The organism is Streptomyces sp. CO7 (genome assembly GCF_053474865.1).
On sequence record NZ_JBRIOU010000001.1, the window covers coordinates 9,444 to 25,640 of the forward strand.

12 protein-coding genes and 1 pseudogene are annotated in these 16,197 nt (G+C 75.2%); 5 read left to right on the plus strand and 8 right to left on the minus strand.

What is annotated here, in order from left to right:
• Nucleotides 1–120: 120 nt before the first annotated feature.
• From ACOV8S_RS00050 to ACOV8S_RS00060, 3 genes and pseudogenes are all read right to left on the minus strand, one after another.
• Nucleotides 121–1,488 (minus strand): phosphomannomutase/phosphoglucomutase, encoded by a 1,368-nt coding sequence (locus tag ACOV8S_RS00050; protein ID WP_448315094.1) that lies wholly within the window; start codon nt 1,486–1,488, stop codon nt 121–123.
• Between the two features lie 146 nt (nt 1,489–1,634).
• A pseudogene (locus ACOV8S_RS00055) lies at nt 1,635–1,835 on the minus strand (L-lactate permease); the annotation flags it as partial.
• A gap of 135 nt (nt 1,836–1,970) precedes the next feature.
• Nucleotides 1,971–2,354 (minus strand): DUF3499 domain-containing protein, encoded by a 384-nt coding sequence (locus ACOV8S_RS00060; RefSeq protein ID WP_448315637.1) that lies wholly within the window; start codon nt 2,352–2,354, stop codon nt 1,971–1,973.
• A 160-nt stretch (nt 2,355–2,514) separates the two neighbouring features.
• On the opposite strand from ACOV8S_RS00060, the gene ACOV8S_RS00065 reads away from it, so the two are divergent.
• Nucleotides 2,515–2,967 carry a metallopeptidase family protein gene (locus tag ACOV8S_RS00065; RefSeq protein ID WP_108951578.1) on the plus strand — a complete coding sequence of 151 codons (453 nt, stop codon included), beginning with the start codon at nt 2,515–2,517 and terminating at the stop codon, nt 2,965–2,967.
• A gap of 111 nt (nt 2,968–3,078) precedes the next feature.
• Here ACOV8S_RS00065 and ACOV8S_RS00070 read toward each other — a convergent pair whose 3' ends face one another.
• The 3 genes from ACOV8S_RS00070 to ACOV8S_RS00080 all read right to left on the minus strand — a co-directional run bounded on the left by ACOV8S_RS00070 (nt 3,079) and on the right by ACOV8S_RS00080 (nt 8,870).
• A complete protein-coding gene (locus ACOV8S_RS00070; protein WP_448315095.1) occupies nt 3,079–4,638 on the minus strand; it encodes a DUF5719 family protein in 1,560 nt (519 codons plus the stop codon).
• Nucleotides 4,635–8,375, minus strand: coding sequence for a glycosyltransferase (locus tag ACOV8S_RS00075; protein ID WP_448315097.1), 3,741 nt, complete (start codon nt 8,373–8,375; stop codon nt 4,635–4,637). Before ACOV8S_RS00075 ends, ACOV8S_RS00070 begins: the two co-directional genes overlap by 4 nt.
• Before the next feature lie 231 nt (nt 8,376–8,606).
• Nucleotides 8,607–8,870, minus strand: coding sequence for a WhiB family transcriptional regulator (locus tag ACOV8S_RS00080; protein WP_108951581.1), 264 nt, complete (start codon nt 8,868–8,870; stop codon nt 8,607–8,609).
• Nucleotides 8,871–9,590: 720 nt separating this feature from the next.
• On the opposite strand from ACOV8S_RS00080, the gene ACOV8S_RS00085 reads away from it, so the two are divergent.
• From ACOV8S_RS00085 to ACOV8S_RS00100, 4 genes are all read left to right on the plus strand, one after another.
• Entirely contained in the window at nt 9,591–10,100 is a 510-nt protein-coding gene (locus tag ACOV8S_RS00085) for a cysteine dioxygenase (protein ID WP_448315100.1), read from the plus strand.
• 63 nt (nt 10,101–10,163) lie between these two features.
• Entirely contained in the window at nt 10,164–11,126 is a 963-nt protein-coding gene (gene cofD / locus ACOV8S_RS00090; RefSeq protein WP_448315101.1) for a 2-phospho-L-lactate transferase, read from the plus strand.
• Nucleotides 11,123–12,436 carry a coenzyme F420-0:L-glutamate ligase gene (locus tag ACOV8S_RS00095; protein WP_448315103.1) on the plus strand — a complete coding sequence of 438 codons (1,314 nt, stop codon included), beginning with the start codon at nt 11,123–11,125 and terminating at the stop codon, nt 12,434–12,436. The genes cofD and ACOV8S_RS00095 overlap by 4 nt, the downstream gene beginning before the upstream one ends.
• 49 nt (nt 12,437–12,485) lie before the next feature.
• Nucleotides 12,486–13,469 carry a DNA-3-methyladenine glycosylase family protein gene (locus tag ACOV8S_RS00100; RefSeq protein WP_448315105.1) on the plus strand — a complete coding sequence of 328 codons (984 nt, stop codon included), beginning with the start codon at nt 12,486–12,488 and terminating at the stop codon, nt 13,467–13,469.
• Nucleotides 13,470–13,886: 417 nt separating this feature from the next.
• Here ACOV8S_RS00100 and ACOV8S_RS00105 read toward each other — a convergent pair whose 3' ends face one another.
• Both ACOV8S_RS00105 and ACOV8S_RS00110 read right to left on the minus strand, forming a co-directional pair.
• Nucleotides 13,887–14,972, minus strand: coding sequence for a sugar phosphate nucleotidyltransferase (locus ACOV8S_RS00105; RefSeq protein WP_448315107.1), 1,086 nt, complete (start codon nt 14,970–14,972; stop codon nt 13,887–13,889).
• A gap of 141 nt (nt 14,973–15,113) precedes the next feature.
• Nucleotides 15,114–16,197, minus strand: a 1,084-nt coding sequence (locus ACOV8S_RS00110; RefSeq protein ID WP_448315109.1) for a peptidoglycan recognition protein family protein, incomplete at its 5' end; no start/stop codon positions are given.

Below are 16,197 nucleotides of genomic sequence, written 5' to 3' on the forward strand. Positions count from 1 at the left end.
GCCCCGGACCCCGGCCCCATTGAAGTGGGGTCACGTTTCCCCGCACCGCCTGCGCCCGCCCGTGCCGCCCCCTGGGCGGCCCAGCCGCCCGCAGAAATGACGGGCGGGCGCAGGTCGGGGTCAGCCGCGGATGATGGACAGGACCTCGTCGCGGACGCGGGTGACGGTCGGTTCGTCGCGGGCCTCGGCGTTGAGGCGCAGCAGCGGCTCCGTGTTGGAGGGGCGGACGTTGAACCACCAGTCGGCGGCGGTGACGGTCAGGCCGTCGAGCTCGTCGAGGGTGACGCCCTCGCGGCCCTGGTAGGTCTCCTTGAGCGCGGCGAGGCGGCCGGCCTGGTCGTCGACCGTGGAGTTGATCTCGCCGGAGGCCGCGTACCGGTCGTACTGGGCGACCAGCTCGGAGAGGGTGCCCTGCTGCCCGCCGAGGGCGGCGAGGACGTGCAGCGCGGCCAGCATGCCGGTGTCGGCGTTCCAGAAGTCGCGGAAGTAGTAGTGGGCGGAGTGCTCGCCGCCGAAGATCGCGCCGGACTTCGCCATCTCCGCCTTGATGAAGGAGTGGCCGACCCGGGTGCGCACCGGGGTGCCGCCGCACTCCTCGACGACCTCGGGGACGGACCAGGAGGTGATGAGGTTGTGGATGACCACGCCCTCGCCGCCGTGCTTGGCGAGCTCCCGGGAGGCGACCAGCGCGGTGATCGCGGACGGGGAGACCGGCTCGCCGCGCTCGTCGACCACGAAGCAGCGGTCGGCGTCGCCGTCGAAGGCGAGGCCGATGTCGGCGCCCTCCTCGCGGACCCGCTTCTGCAGGTCGACGATGTTGGCGGGGTCGAGCGGGTTGGCCTCGTGGTTGGGGAAGGTGCCGTCCAGCTCGAAGTACATGGGGACGACGTCGAGGGGCAGGCCGCCGAGCACGGTGGGGACGGTGTGGCCGCCCATGCCGTTGCCGGCGTCGACGACGACCTTCAGCGGGCGGATCGAGGTGAGGTCGACCAGGGAGCGCAGGTAGGTCGCGTAGTCCTGCAGGGTCTCCCGCTGGGTGATGGAGCCCTGCTTCTCGGCGATCTCCGGGATGCCGCCGGTCTCGGCCCAGCCCTCGACCAGGGCGCGGATCTCGGCGAGACCGGTGTCCTGGCCGACCGGCGCGGCGCCGGCGCGGCACATCTTGATGCCGTTGTACTGCGCCGGGTTGTGCGAGGCGGTGAACATCGCGCCGGGCAGGTCGAGGGCGCCGGAGGCGTAGTACAGCTGGTCGGTCGAGCAGAGGCCGATCTCGACGACGTCCGCGCCCCGGGCCGCCGCGCCGCGCGCGAAGGCGCGGGAGAGACCGGGGGACGAGGGGCGCATGTCGTGCCCGGTGACGATCGCCCTGGCGCCCACGACGTCGACGAAGGCGGCGCCGAAGAGCTCGGCCAGCGGCTCGTCCCACTGGTCCGGCACCACACCGCGCACGTCGTACGCCTTCACGAGCTGCGACAGATCTACGGCCACGGCCTGTCCTCCTGGAAGTCGGCTGATGACCACAAACTACCCTCCGCCCTTTTCGGCACACCGTGCGACCGGCCCGCCGTCCGGGCGACGGCGGGCCGACGGGGAGCACTTCGACCTGGGGCGGCCTGGCGGAACCGGAGGGTCCGTCAGGGCGGCATCCAGCCAAGGACGGCCGAGCTCTGTCCGAGAACGATCAGGCACATCACCAGCAGCAGGCCCAGGCTCCACGGCAGGACCTTGCGCAGCAGGTCGCCCTCCTTGCCCGCGAGGCCGACGGCGGCGCAGGCGATGGTGAGGTTCTGCGGGGAGATCATCCTGCCGAGGACGCCGCCGGAGCTGTCGGGTGCGGGATGGGTGGTGCGGGGAGCGTGAGGGCGTCAACGGGCTTGCGGAGAGGAACCGATGGAGTTCGCGGGCGCACAACCGTCATCCGTGAGGGAGCTGTTGTCCGGGGGCGTCGACGGGTTTCCGCGCCGGGCGCGTCAGTTGTCGGGCGAACGCAGCACGCGGAGGTGTCCGCGGCGGGGGCCCTCCAGGGGGTCGCCGGACCGGCCGGTGGATCCGCCGCCCTCCGCGGCGCGCTCCGGCGGACGGGCCGCCTCGCGCACGGCGTTGGCGAGCGCCTCGAGGTCGTCGCCGGTGGGACGGGCGGGGGCGGAGCCGTCGAGGAGCCGGACGACCTCCCAGCCGCGCGGGGCGGTGAGGCGCTCGGAGTGCTCGGCGCACAGGTCGTAGCAGTGGGGCTCGGCGTAGGTGGCGAGCGGGCCGAGGACCGCGGTCGAGTCGGCGTAGACGTACGTCAGCGTCGCGACGGCGGGTCGGCCGCAGGCGGTGCGCGAACAGCGACGTACAGGGCTCACGACGATGGACGGTACCGCACTCTTGAGCGGGCCGCGACGACTCTCCCCTACGTCACCCGCCCGTGTCGCGGCGGCGCCCGCGGCGAACTCACGGCAAAAAGGGATCAACCGGTACGCGCCGCGCGGGCGGGCGCGGGGCGGCGCGGACGATTACGCTGCACCGGTGATGGAGAACCCCGTACCGCCTCGCCCCACGGGTCCCGGGCCCCGTCGGCGGGACCGCCACGGCCGCGGCATGCGCGGCCCGATCGCGCCTCCGCAGGTGCCGCTCGCCGCGAGCCGTGCGGAGCTCTTCGCCGACCTGGTGCAGGACTCGGTGGAACGGCTGGAGCGGCGCTGGCCGCAGCTGGCCGAGGTCGACTTCCTGGTCCTCGAGGTGCCGCCCGCGCCGGGTTCCGACGACGCGTGGAACGACGAGGCGGTGCCGCTGGGCGGCACGGTCCCGGGCCGGGAGGGCCGCCCGGCGCGCGTCGTGGTCTACCGGCGGCCGGTGGAGATCCGCAGCAAGGGGCGGGAGGAGCGGGCCGCGCTGGTGCACGAGGTGGTGGTCGAGCAGGTCGCCGATCTGCTGGGTCTCACCCCGGAGGCGGTGGACCCCCGCTACGACGACGAGGACTGAGCCGGCGTCGTCCGACGGGCCGAGGGCCGCGACGACCGCGCCCCGGGTCCCCCTGTCGGGGAATCCGGGGCGCGAGGCGCTTCGCGGCGTCGTGTCCGTCCTGCCGAACCGTCAGTTCTGCAGCACCGTCAGGTCCTGCTCGGCCGTGGGGACGGCGACCCGGCCGCGGTCGTCGGGCAGGGTCTGCACGGTGAACGCGGCGATGCCGCCCAGGCTGCTCACCAGGGTGCGTGACGCGTACACCGGCCCGCCGGAGACCGGCTCGACCACCAGGGCGTAGGTGCCCTTGAGGCCGCTCGGCACGGGCAGTTCCACGTCGGTGGTGGTGCCCTTCTTCAGCTTGTAGGTCCGGGAGTCGCCGGTGCCGCCCTCGCTGCCCGCGGAGGAGGTGACCTTCACCGTGGCGTCCCCGGTCGGCGCGACCAGGGAGAGCGTGGTGCCCTTGGCGGTGTTGCCGAGCGCGGTGGCGCGGGTGGTGACGGCCTCGGTGGCGGGGATGAACGCCGTCTCCTGCTTGCCGCCCTTGCCGCGCACCACCTGGAGCCCGGCCACCACCGGGACGTCGCGCCCGGTCGGGGTGAGCAGCAGCGAGCCGGCCTCGCCACGGGTGACGTCCTTGAGGTCCGTGGAGGCGGTCATGCCGGCCTTGACGTGCAGGGACTCGTGGCCGGCCGGGGTGATGGCCCCGTTCGGCGAGGCGAGGCGGACGGTGAGGTCGGCGTCCGAGTCGCCGGGCGCGTAGGCGATCAGACGGACCGAGGTGGCGTCCTTGGGGATGCCGGGCAGCACCAGCGAGCCCGCCGGTTCGGCGGCGGGGGCGATCCAGTCGCCGCCGTTGCCGGTGTCGAGGGCCTCCACCTGGGCGGCGACCCGGCCGCTGCGGACGCCGACGTGCGCGGTGACGTCGGGCAGCGGCTGGTCGGTCAGGGTGGAGAGCAGGACGCGCTCGCTGCCCAGCGGCGGCACGGTGATGCCGTCGGGGATGGAGGTCTCCAGCTGGCCCTCGGGACCGTAGAGCTCGATGTCGACGACGGCGGCCGAGTCGTCCGGGTTGGTCAGGTGGACGTAGTCGGTGCGGAACTCGGCGGTGCTGGCGCCCGGGAACCAGAAGTCGGTGTCCGGCACGGTGCAGGAGGCGCCGTGCAGGCCGCGCCCGGAGCCGACGGTGACCGTGGTGGTCTGCTGGACGGCCCAGCCGGGGGCGAAGCGGCCGTCGGCGGTGCCGAGCAGTGCGTCCTCCTCGCCGCCGGAGACCTCCCGGGTGACCGGCTTGCCGGGCTCCTTGAGCTTCATCACCGGCTTGTCGGAGGCGGCGGCGTCCTTCGGCTTTCCGTCATCCTCGGACTTCTCCGGCTCCTCGGATTTCCCGCCGTCCTCGCCGTCCTGTTCCTCGCCGCCGTCGTAGGCGCCGCCGGGCGGTGCGGCGGGCACCAGCTCGGCCTTGCCGCCGTCGGCGGCGCCCTCGGTGACGGGGCTGAAGGCCGTGTAGAGCGTCTCCGCGATGTCCGAGCGGCTGGGCGACGGGCAGAGCAGCTTGGTGCGCTCCACGGGCCGCTCGGCGGCCGCCCGGGCCACCTCGGCCGACGGCGCCTCGGGGGCGGTCAGCGCGGCGACGCCGGTGACGGCGGCCAGGGCGACCGCTCCGGCGATCAGGGACATGGTGCGGTTCACTGCTGGCTCCCGTCGGGACGCTCACTGCCGTAGTCGTGGCCGTAGGGGTCCTGGCCGTACCCGGCGCCGTACTCCTGGCCGTACTCCTGGCCGTAGGGGCCGCCGTACTCCTGGCCGCCCTGCCGGTGGCCCTGGGCGTCGGGCTCCGGCGCGTACGCCTCCCCGGCGACGAAGTCGCCGTAGGGGCCGCTGTACTCGCCGCCGTACTCGCCGCCGCCCGTGGCGGCCGCGGGGTCGCCGGCTGCGTGGCCGTACGGGTCGTAGGCGTCGGCGGGCCAGCCGCCGTTCCCGTGGCCGCCGCCGGGCTGCGCCGCGGCGGCGTAGGCCTCCTCGGCGGGCGCGTCGGGCCGGTCCTCGTCGGGACGGCCGTCGTCCGCCCGGGCGCCGGCGGGGCCGGGGTACGGCTCGCCGGACTGCTGGTGCGGCACGGCGGCTCCCTGCGCGGCGGGCCCCTGGGCGGCGGCCTCCGCCTCGGCCTGGGCGCGCAGCCTGCGGGCCCGGCGGCCGTCGCCCTCCAGGTCCTCCGCGGTGATCGCGGGGGCCTCGTCGGGCAGGTCGTCGTCGATGTCGCGGCGGCGGCCCGGCAGGGCGAGCACGATCAGGGTGAGGGCGAGCAGGCCCTGCGCGCCGAGCCACACGGTGTGCGTCAGCGTGTTCTCGTGGGTGACCTCCAGCGCGCCGCCGCCGGGCGGGAGCCGGAAGCCCTGGGCCCAGCCGTCGAGCTTCACCGGGGTGAGCTCGGCGCCGTCCACGGTGGCGGTCCAGCCGTCGTCAAAGGTGTCGGCGAGGCGCAGGACGCGGCCCTCGGGACCGGCCGGGATCCGGCCGGCCACGTCCACCGGGCCCGCGGCGACCGGCTCGGCCTTGCCCGCGGGGGCGTCCTCGGAGGGCAGCACCACGGCGCGCGAGACCTCGCGGTCCAGGCGCCACAGGCCGCTGCCGTCCTGCTGGCTCAGCCGGCTCAGACCGGGGGTGGCGTCCAGCACGCGGGTGATCTCACGGGGGGCGCCGGGGCGGACCAGGACGTAGCGGATGGCGAAGTCGCCGAGCTCGTCGGTCTGGTCGGCGCCGGAACCGGCGACCAGGTGGGCGACCACCTTGTCGAGGACCGTGTTGTCGCCCATGGTGAGCGCCGCGTCGGCGTCGCCGAGGCGGGCGCCGGAGCCGCGGACCAGGGTGTAGCCGACGTGGGCCGGGGAGGTGCTGTCCAGGACCAGGGTGCGGGCCTGGTCGGCGTCGCCGCTCTCCTCGGCCACGAACGCGGGCACCTGCACCGGGTCGCGGCGCTCCAGCGGTCCCTCGGCGCCGGCGGCCATCCAGCCGACGGCCGCGATCAGCGGGCCCACCGCGGCGGCGAGGCCGATCAGGGCGGCGACCGGCTGGCGCCAGCCGAAGCTCTGCTCGGCCACCCGGGAGCGCGCGCCGTCCGCGCCGATGGCGGCGGCGCACAGCAGGGCCAGGCCGTAGACCAGGGTGGCCGGGCCGGCCCAGGCGGAGCGGTTGGACAGGGCGGCGAGGAGCAGGGCGATCAGGGCGACGACCCAGGCGCCCGCGACCGGCGTGCGGCGCTCGTCGCGCAGCAGGGCGGCCAGCGCCGCCAGGACGACGCCGACCAGCAGCAGCCCGCCGACCGTGCCGGGCCCGCCGGGGCTGGCGCCGAGCAGGTCCAGCGGCGAGGCGGCGCCGACGCCGAAGTCCATGCCGGCCTCGGTGAAGAAGCCGGTGGGCAGCAGCGTCAGGGACCAGGGCGCGAGCACCAGCAGGGGCGTGCCCAGCTGGGCGAGCAGCCGCAGCGCGTAGGGCACCAGGTCCCGGCGGCGCAGCGCGAGCACGATGACCCCGAGGACCAGGGCGAGCGGCCACACGATGGGCGTGAACGCCATGGTGAGGGTGAGCAGCAGGGTGTAGGCCCAGGTGGCGCGCCAGGTGCCGCGGGCCTGACCGCGCGCGGTGAGGCCGCTCGCGGCGACCGCGGCGCGGGCCGTCAGGGGGAGCACCATGGCCAGCACTGCGGTGCCGAGGCGTCCGCCGGCCAGGGCTCCGGTCGCGGCGGGCAGGAACGCGTAGACCACGGAGGCCCAGGCGCGCAGCAGCCGGGAGGGGACCAGCGGGCGGGAGGCGAAGTAGGCGCTCAGGCCGGCCAGCGGCACCGAGCAGACCAGCAGGAAGGTGACCGCGAGGCCCGCGGAGCCGCCGAAGAGGGTGCCCAGGGCGGCGACCACGGCCAGGTACGGGGGTGCGGCGCCGGTGCCGCCGGCGCCGACCGCGTGCCAGGCGGAGGTGTAGGCGGCCCACAGGTCGAAGGCGCTGTCGGGGGCGGGCAGCAGGGCGCCGCCGGCCAGCGCTCCGCCGGAGAACAGCGAGCGGCAGGCGATCAGCGAGACCAGCAGGAGCAGCGCGAAGAGGACCGGGGCGGGGTTTCGGGCGATCCGCTTGAGGCGGGCGTGCTGCTCGGGCGCGACGAACGCCTCGTCCGAGTCGCCGCCGCCGCCGTGCCGGCCCGCGCCGGTGGTGGCGTCCGGGTCGGAGCGGTCGGTCAGGCTGCCCGCGGCCTGTTCGAGGGTGGCCCTCAGGGTGGCGCCGCGGGGCGGGAAGAGCGACTTCAGCTCGCTCCTGGGGACCTCGGGGCGGCCGCGGCGGCGGCGCCCGGCGAGGATCCGCTCGGGGCGCAGCAGCACGCCGAGCAGGCCGCGGATCTCGTCGACGGCCTGTACGGGGAGCTTGCCAACGAGGTAGCCCAGGGTGCGCAGCACGGTGCCGACGACCAGGCGCAGGAGTACCCAGGGCAGCGCGGAGCCGGGGCTGTTGACCAGCAGGGTGTAGACGGCGCCGGCCTTGTCCACGCGGTGCGGGGAGGCGACGGTGCGGCCCACGCAGTCGACGTCGCGGCGCTCGCGGGAGGCGGCCTCGGCGTGCCGGACGACGGCCTCGGGGGCGACCAGGACGAGGTGGCCGCGGGACTGGGCGCGCCAGCACAGGTCGATGTCGTCGCGCATCAGCGGCAGCCGGCGGTCGAAGCCGCCGAGCTCCTCGTAGACGTCGCGGCGGATCAGCATGCCGGCGGTGGAGACGGCGAGGGCGGGCTTGACGAAGTCGTGCTGTCCCTGGTCCTGTTCGCGGCGGTCCAGGCCCGTCCAGCGGCGGCCGCTGTTGGCGATGGTGACGCCGGTCTCGAGGAGCTGGCGGCGGTCGTACCAGCCGCGCAGCTTGGGTCCGACGACGGCGACGTCGCGGCCGGCCCCGGCCTCGCGCTCGACGACGGACAGCATCTGGGCGAGGGCGTCCGGGGCGGGCGCGCAGTCGTCGTGGAGCAGCCAGAGCCAGTGCACCGGCTCGCCGTGCGGCAGGTCGGGGAGGTCGTAGGCGTCGTCCCGCCAGCTGCGGGTGGCCGGGTCCCAGCCGCTGGGCCTCTTGAGGTACGGCAGGTCCTCGGGGGTGAGGACGGGCGCCGTGCGGTGCGCCTCGTCGACGGCCTGGCCGAAGCCGGTGCGCCGGGCGAGGTGCAGGACGCGGTCGGGGCCGAGCGCCTCGGTGACCAGTCGCGCGGAGTCGTCGGCGCTGCCGGTGTCGGCGGCGAAGGCGTCCTGCACCGGACGCTCCTGGCCGAGCAGCCCCGCGAGCGCTTCGGGGAGCCAGCGGGCGCCGTCGTGTGCGACGAGCACCGCCGTGACCACGTGGCGCGGGAACTCGGGAGTGGCGGCGTCCTGAGGGACTGCCGTTTGGCTGTGCACGGTCATCGAGGTACAGGCCCCGGTTCGATGGACTGCGGTGGACGCCCCACCCCCGGCACAGGCGGCAGCCCGGAGGCTGCGGCCTCGGCCGGTGACGGCGTGGCGTCTCGGACGGAGAGCCACACTAACGGCTGCACGACAAACGGCCCGCCGCCTGTGGAGAACCCACGGGTGACGGGCCGTACGTTGTGGAACGAACTGTGCCGTCTGTCCGGTCGCCGGGAGGCGTCCGGACCGTCAGACGGCGGCCTTCTTGAGCCTGCGGCGCTCCCGCTCGGAGAGCCCGCCCCAGATCCCGAAGCGCTCGTCGTTGGCGAGCGCGTACTCCAGGCATTCGGAGCGCACCTCGCAGGCGAGACAGACCTTCTTCGCCTCCCGCGTGGAGCCGCCCTTCTCCGGGAAGAAGGACTCGGGGTCGGTCTGGGCGCACAGCGCGCGCTCCTGCCAGCCGAGCTCCTCGTTCGCGTCGTCGACCAGCAGTTGCTGCACCAGCTCGGTCATGCTGCGCCCCTCGTCTGTCTTTCCGCGTCCCCGTGATGTCCCCGTGTGATTCGGCCGTTACTGACTGTGGCCGAACGACACGAGTGAAATTACAAGTGTGCCGCTCCGGGCGAGTCAAGCCAGGATCTGCTATTGAGCCCCTTATTCACCCTGCGGAACCAAGGTCCCGTCGAAAGTGTTCAAATCATCCTGAACTTCCGCGGGCTGACATTGGCTCAGCAGACGCCGCTCGGTGAGCTCGATCACAGCTGGATCAGGACTCGCCGGGAGGCGATCGGCACCGACAGGTTTGACGCGACCGGTTGTGCGCCATGTGTCCCGGCCACACCTGGCACAAACCTTCCTTCTCTCAAGACGACCCCAGAAGGTGAAGTTCGTCCCATTCGCGCGTGGCCAGGTTGACACCCGAGGTGTGAGCCGCTGTGCTGTGGGGCATGTTCGCGAACCCGGCATCCGCCCCGACCCGTTCCCTCGGGTCCCTCGGTGCTGCCCTTGTTCGCCGCTGTTGTCGCCGCACCGGCTGTTGAGCCTCTGACGCTCCGGCCGTAGCCCGCCCGGCGACCCCCGGGCCGGCACGCGCACCCCTTGCGGGACGCCTCGTCCCCACCGCCTTCCGCGGCCCGTACCCGGGCCCAGCCGTCACGGTCCGTAACCCGGACCCCGGCACCGGCGGCGCCGCACACCCCCACCGCCCTCCTCGCCCCAGGAACCAGCGCACCCATGAACAGCGACAGCGACCTGCAGATCGCCGGCGACATCCTCGAGGTCCTCCACCTCCTCCGGCCGCAGCCCGAACACCCCTCCACCGTGGCCGACTTCGTCGGGCTCTCCCGGACGGTCGCCGCGGACCGCGCCCGGTGGGAGCCCTTGGTCCGGTACGACGCCGCCACCCGCTGGTACCACCGTGTGCAGACCGGGCCCGGCTACGAGGTGTGGCTGCTGTCCTGGCTGCCCGGCCAGGGCACCGGCCTGCACGACCACGGCGCCTCCTCCGGCGTGCTCACGGTCCTGGACGGCGCCCTCACCGAGCACGGCGCCGCCGGCGGCCGCTCCGGCCCCGCCCGCCGGGTGCTGGAGTCCGGCGCCCAGCGGGTCTTCGCCCCCGGGTACGTCCACGAGATCGTCAACGACTCCCTGGAACCGGCGGTCAGCCTGCACGTCTACTTCCCGGGCCTGACCGAGATGCCCATGCACACGCCCGCGCGCACCGGCGCCCGGACGGCCGTCTGACGCGCCGCCACACGCCCGTGGCCGCCTGCCGGTCGCCGGGGCGCGCCTGCGAGACTGGGGCCCATGCGCATTGTGGTTCTGGCAGGCGGCATCGGCGGTGCCCGGTTCCTGCGTGGTCTGAAGGCGGCGGCGCCCGAGGCGGACGTCACCGTGATCGGCAACACCGGGGACGACATCCACCTCTTCGGGCTGAAGGTCTGCCCGGACCTCGACACGGTGATGTACACCCTGGGCGGCGGCATCAACGAGGAGCAGGGCTGGGGAAGGGCCGACGAGACCTTCCACGTCAAGGAGGAGCTCAACGCCTACGGGGTGGGCCCGGACTGGTTCGGGCTCGGCGACCGGGACTTCGCCACCCACATCGTCCGCACCCAGATGCTGGAGGCCGGCTACCCGCTGAGCGCGGTCACCGAGGCGCTGTGCGACCGGTGGAAGCCGGGCGTGCGGCTGATCCCGATGTCCGACGACCGGGTGGAGACCCATGTCGCGGTGACCCTGGAGGACGGCGAGCGGCGCGCGGTGCACTTCCAGGAGTACTGGGTGCGGCTGCGGGCCTCGGTCCCGGCGGAGGCGATCGTGCCGGTCGGCGCCGAGCAGTCCAAGCCCGCGCCCGGCGTGCTGGAGGCGATCGCCGGGGCCGACGTGATCCTCTTCCCGCCGTCCAACCCGGTCGTCTCGGTCGGCACCATCCTCGCCGTGCCCGGCATCCGCGAGGCGGTCGCCGAGGCCGGGGTGCCGGTCGTGGGGCTCTCCCCCATCGTCGGGGACGCCCCCGTGCGCGGGATGGCCGACAAGGTGCTGGCGGCGGTGGGCGTGGAGGCCACGGCCGCGGCGGTCGCCGAGCACTACGGCTCGGGGCTGCTGGACGGCTGGCTGGTCGACACGGTCGACGCCGGCGCGGTGGAGCGGGTGGAGGCGGCGGGCATCCGCTGCCGGGCCGTGCCGCTGATGATGACGGACCTGGACGCCACCGCGGCGATGGCCCGCGAGGCGCTGGCCCTCGCCGAGGAGGTGCGGGAGGCGTGAGCGGCGAGCAGCGGCCCGGGTTCCGGGTGTGGGCGGTCGAGGGGCTGCCCGAGGTCCGGGAGGGCGACGACCTCGCGAAGCTGATCGCCGCCGCGGAGCCGGACCTGGCGGACGGGGACGTGGTCCTGGTGACCTCCAAGGTCGTCTCCAAGGCGGAGGGCCGGATCATGGCGGCCGCCGACCGGGAGGCGGCCATCGACGCCGAGACGGTCCGGGTGGTCGCCCGGCGCGGCACGCTGCGGATCGTGGAGAACCGGCAGGGCCTGGTGATGGCCGCGGCCGGCGTGGACGCCTCCAACACCCCCGCGGGGACGGTCCTGCTGCTGCCCGAGGACCCCGACGCCTCGGCGCGCGCGATCCGCAAGGGCCTGCGGGCCGCGCTCGGCGTGGAGGTCGGCGTGGTCGTCACCGACACCTTCGGACGGCCGTGGCGCAACGGGCTCACCGACGTCGGCATCGGCGCGGCCGGGGTGCGGGTGCTGGACGACCTGCGGGGCGGGACCGACGCGTTCGGCAACCCGCTCTCCGCCACGGTGGTCGCCCTCGCGGACGAGCTCGCGGCCGCGGGCGACCTGGTCAAGGGCAAGGCCGCCGGGCGGCCGGTGGCCGTGGTGCGCGGGCTCCCCCACCTCGTCGGCGACCAGGACGACGCCTCGGGCGCGCGGGCGCTGGTGCGGTCGGCCCGGGACGACATGTTCCGGCTGGGCACCTCCGAGGCGGTACGGGAGGCCGTCGCGCAGCGGCGCACCGTGCGGGCGTTCACCGACGAGCCGGTCGACGCCGGGGCGGTGCGGCGGGCCGTCGCGGCGGCGGTGACCGCGCCCGCGCCGCACCACACGACGCCGTGGCGGTTCGTGCTGCTGGAGAGCGAGGAGTCGCGCGTCCGGCTGCTGGACGCGATGAAGGACGCCTGGATCGCCGACCTGCGGCGGGACGGCAAGAGCGAGGAGTCGATCGCCAAGCGGGTGCGGCGCGGGGACGTGCTGCGCAACGCGCCGTACCTCGTGGTGCCGTGCCTGGTCATGGAGGGCTCGCACCACTACGGCGACGCCCGGCGGGACGGGGCGGAGCGGGAGATGTTCGTCGTCGCCATGGGCGCGGGCGTGCAGAACTTCCTGGTCGCGCTGGCCGGGGAACGGCTGGGCTCGGCCTGGGTGTCGTCCACCATGTTCTGCCGGGACGTGGTGCGCGAGGTCCTGGACCTGCCCGAGGGCTGGGACCCGATGGGGGCGGTCGCGGTCGGGCATCCGGCCGGGGAGCCCCGGGCGCGGGCGGAGCGCGACGCGGAGACCTTCCTCACGGTGCGCTGACGCCGCCGGGGACACGGGGCGGCTCCGGGCGGCCCGTACCCTCGGGGGCATGGCAGGACGTTTCGCGCCGCGGGCGCCCCGGGGCGGCGGTGTCCCCCGGCAGGCCGAGGTGCCCGGGGAGGTCCGGGAAGTGGTCCCGGACGGACCGGTCGACCTCCCGCTGGTGTTGGGGGTGCTGCGGCGCGGGGCCGGCGACCCGTCGTTCCGGTACACCCAGGACGGCGCGGTGTGGCGGGCCACCCGCACGCCGCTGGGCCCCGGCACGCTCCGCGTCAGCGCCCGGCCCTCGCTGGGCACGGTGCGCGGCGAGGCCTGGGGCCCGGGTGCGCGGTGGCTGCTGGAGGAGCTGCCGGGCCTGGTCGGCATGGAGGACGACCCCTCGGTGTTCGTGCCGCACCACCCGCTGCTGGCACTGACCGCCCGCCGCGTGCCGGGCCTGCGGCTGACGCGGACCGGGCTGGTGCTGGAGTCGCTGATCCCCTCGGTGCTGGAGCAGAAGGTCACCGCCGACGAGGCCTACCGGGGGTGGCGGCGGCTGCTCCAGGCGTTCGGGGAGCCCGCGCCGGGCCCCGCCCCCGAGGGGATGCGCGTGATGCCGCACCCGCGGGCGTGGGCGCTGGTGCCGTCCTGGGAGTGGCACCGCGCCGGGGTCGACGACAAGCGGGCGGCGACCATCCTGCGGGCGGTGCGGGTCTTCGAGCGGATGGAGGAGGCCGCGGCCATGCCGCCCGAGGCGGCCAGGGCCCGGCTGGAGGTGCTGCCCGGGATCGGGCCGTGGACCTCCGCGGAGGTGGTGCAGCGCTCGCACGGGGCGGCGGACGCGGTGACCACCGGCGACCTGCACCTGCCGGGCATCGTGGGCCACGCGCTGGCCGACGACCGGGACGCCGACGACGCGGCGATGCTGCGGCTGCTCGAGCCGTACGCCGGGGCCGGCCAGCGGCACCGGGCGGCCCGCCTGGTGCTGCTCAGCGGGCGCATGCCCGCGCGGCGGGCACCGCGGATGCGACGGGGCGACATCAGCGTCTGGTGACCCCCGGGGCCGCTGTGTGCCCCCGTCCTGAGGGCCCGGTGCCCGTGGGGGCACCGAACGGCCACATGGGCCGGTGAGGACAGCGGACGGTCACGCGGGGCGGTGAGGACACCGGACGGTCACGCGGGCCCGCGCCCGTGATGAACGGGACGCCGCGCGGCCCGCGCCCACGGACACAGGACCGACGCGCGGCCCGCGCCCACGGACACAGGACCGACGCGCGGTCCGCGCCCACGGACACAGGACCGACGCGCGGTCCGCGTTCGCGAGGACACGGAACCGCGCGCGGGTCCGTGAGGACACAGGACGGTCGCCCGTCGGCGAGGACACGCGCCCAGGGCCGGGGGCCCGGGGAACGGGCGACGGAATGCCCCGGGGGACCCGGCGGTCCCCCGGTGGCTGCGGACGGGGCGGCGGTCAGGCCACGTCGGAGGAGAACCGCACCGCGCCCGCGGGGATGCGCGCGTCGCACCAGATCCGCGCCCCGGCCCGCAGCTCGTTGTCGGGGCCGACGAACGCGCCGTCGCCGATCACCGCGCCGGTGAGGACCGTGCGCTCGCCGATGTGCGCGCGGGCGCCGACCAGGGAGTCGGTGATGACCGCGCCGGGGCTGACCACCGCGCCCGGCAGGATGGTCGAGCCGCTGATCCGCGCGCCGCCGGCGACCTGCGCGCCCTCGCCGACCACGGTGCCGCCGGTGAGCTTGGCGTCGGCGGCCACCACCGCCGACGGCAGGACCAGCCGGTCGCCGCAGCGGCCGGGCACGGCGGGCGAGGGGGCGCGGCCCAGGACCAGGTCGGCCGAGCCTCGGACGAAGGCCTCGGGGGTGCCGAGGTCCAGCCAGTAGGTGGAGTCGACCATGCCCTGCAGGTGGGCGCCCGTGGCGAGCAGGTCGGGGAAGGTCTCGCGCTCGACGGAGACCGGCCGCCCCGCCGGGATGGTGTCGATCACCGAGCGCCGGAAGACGTAGCAGCCGGCGTTGATCTGGTCGGTGACGATCTCCTCGGGCGTCTGGGGCTTCTCCAGGAACGCCGTCACCCGGCCCGTGGCGTCGGTCGGGACCAGCCCGTAGGCGCGCGGGTCGGCGACCTTGGTGAGGTGGAGGGAGACGTCCGCACCGCCGGCGGCGTGGGTGCGGACCAGGGCGCGGATGTCGAGGCCGGTGAGGATGTCGCCGTTGAAGACGAGGACGGGCTCGTCGGGGCCGGATCTCAGCCGGGTCGCCGCGTTGCGGATGGCGCCGCCGGTGCCCAGCGGCTCCCGCTCGGTGACGTACTCGAGGTGGAGGCCCAGCGCGGAGCCGTCGCCGAAGTACGGCTCGAAGACCTCGGCCAGGTAGGACGTGGCGAGCACCACGTGCTCCACGCCCGCCGCGGCGGCCCGGGCCAACTGGTGCGTGAGGAACGGAACCCCGGCCGCCCGGACCATGGGCTTCGGCGTGTTCACCGTCACCGGGCGCAGCCGGGTGCCCTTGCCGCCGACCAGGAGGATCGCTTCTGTCACCTGTCGTCTCTGCTTCCTGCCGGGACCGGCCGATCTTGACGTCGGCCGGTCAGTGTACGCAGACCGTTCGAAGGCTGTGCGAGCGTCAGGAGCCGGCCGGTCCTCCCCCGGCCTCGGCCGGGGGCGACCCGGCCCCCGGCGTCAACGTCCCTGGTAGCGGGCCGAGGTCGTCCGGGCCGTGCCGAGCTTGCTGTAGAGGCGACCACCCGGGCAGCTCGTGGCGAATCCGTCCCGGTGCCCGGAGATGGTGTTCAGTCGTACATTCTTGCCTTTTCGGTAGCGGTTGCCACCGCCCGACTTCAGATAGGTCTTGCCCTTCGGGTTCATGCCGTGCAGGCCGAGCTTCCACGCCGTCAGGCGGGCGATGCCGCGCACGGCCTTGGCGGAGGGCTTGGTGTACCCGAAGCTGCCGATCACGGCGATGCCCATGCTGTTGCTGTTGAAGCCCAGCGTGTGGGCGCCCATCACGGGGCGGGCGACGCCGCCGGCGCGGCCCTCGTAGATCTTGCCGCACTTGTCGACGAGGAAGTTGTAGCCGATGTCCCGCCAGCCCATGCTGCCCACGTGGTAGCGGTAGATACTGCGGATGACCGAGGGCGCCTGGGAGCAGGTGTACCCGTTGCCGGTCGCGGTGTGGTGCACGAAGGCCACCTTGACCTTGCTGGTGTACACGAACCCCCGCTCCCGCAGGCCCTCGTTCGCCTTCCAGCCCTTGCGGGTCACGATCGCGGGGCGCGGGCCGATGTACGGGGCGGCCAGCGGCTCGTCCACCACGTCCCCGGCGGCCGGTGCGGCCGGGGCGGGCGCCTCCGGCGTGGCGTCCGGGTCGGGGGTCACGGCGCGCAGGGCGGCGGCCTGCCGTTCGGTCTCCGCGCGGCTCAGCGCGGGCAGCACCTCCGGTCCGGCGCCGGACCGGGCCGGCGCGCCCGCGCGGCCGGCCGGGGCCGCGGCGGCGGAACCGTCGCCCGGGTCGACCAGTTCGGCCCGCAGGCCGGACGGGAGCACCGGGACCGCGCCGCCCCCGCCGTGCGCGTCCGCCTCGGGGGTGGCCCGCACCTCCACGCCGTCCGAGGCGCCCACCCAGAGCGGGGCGGTGCCGCCGCGGGCCGCCTTCTCGGCCGTGCCGGGGTCGGCGCCGTGCTCGGAGGTGTTGCACGAAGGCCACCTTGACCTTGCTGGTGTACACGAACCCCCGCTCCCGCAGGCCCTCGTTCGCCTTCCAGCC

What these genes read in the sequence shown, in the direction of transcription:
- cofD (WP_448315101.1), top strand. Translation starts at nt 10,164, where the DNA reads ATGCGCATTGTGGTTCTGGCAGGCGGCATCGGCGGTGCCCGGTTCCTG.
- ACOV8S_RS00075 (WP_448315097.1), bottom strand. Translation starts at nt 8,375, where the DNA reads ATGACCGTGCACAGCCAAACGGCAGTCCCTCAGGACGCCGCCACTCCC.
- ACOV8S_RS00100 (WP_448315105.1), top strand. Translation starts at nt 12,486, where the DNA reads ATGGCAGGACGTTTCGCGCCGCGGGCGCCCCGGGGCGGCGGTGTCCCC.
- ACOV8S_RS00065 (WP_108951578.1), top strand. Translation starts at nt 2,515, where the DNA reads ATGGAGAACCCCGTACCGCCTCGCCCCACGGGTCCCGGGCCCCGTCGG.
- ACOV8S_RS00085 (WP_448315100.1), top strand. Translation starts at nt 9,591, where the DNA reads ATGAACAGCGACAGCGACCTGCAGATCGCCGGCGACATCCTCGAGGTC.
- ACOV8S_RS00080 (WP_108951581.1), bottom strand. Translation starts at nt 8,870, where the DNA reads ATGACCGAGCTGGTGCAGCAACTGCTGGTCGACGACGCGAACGAGGAG.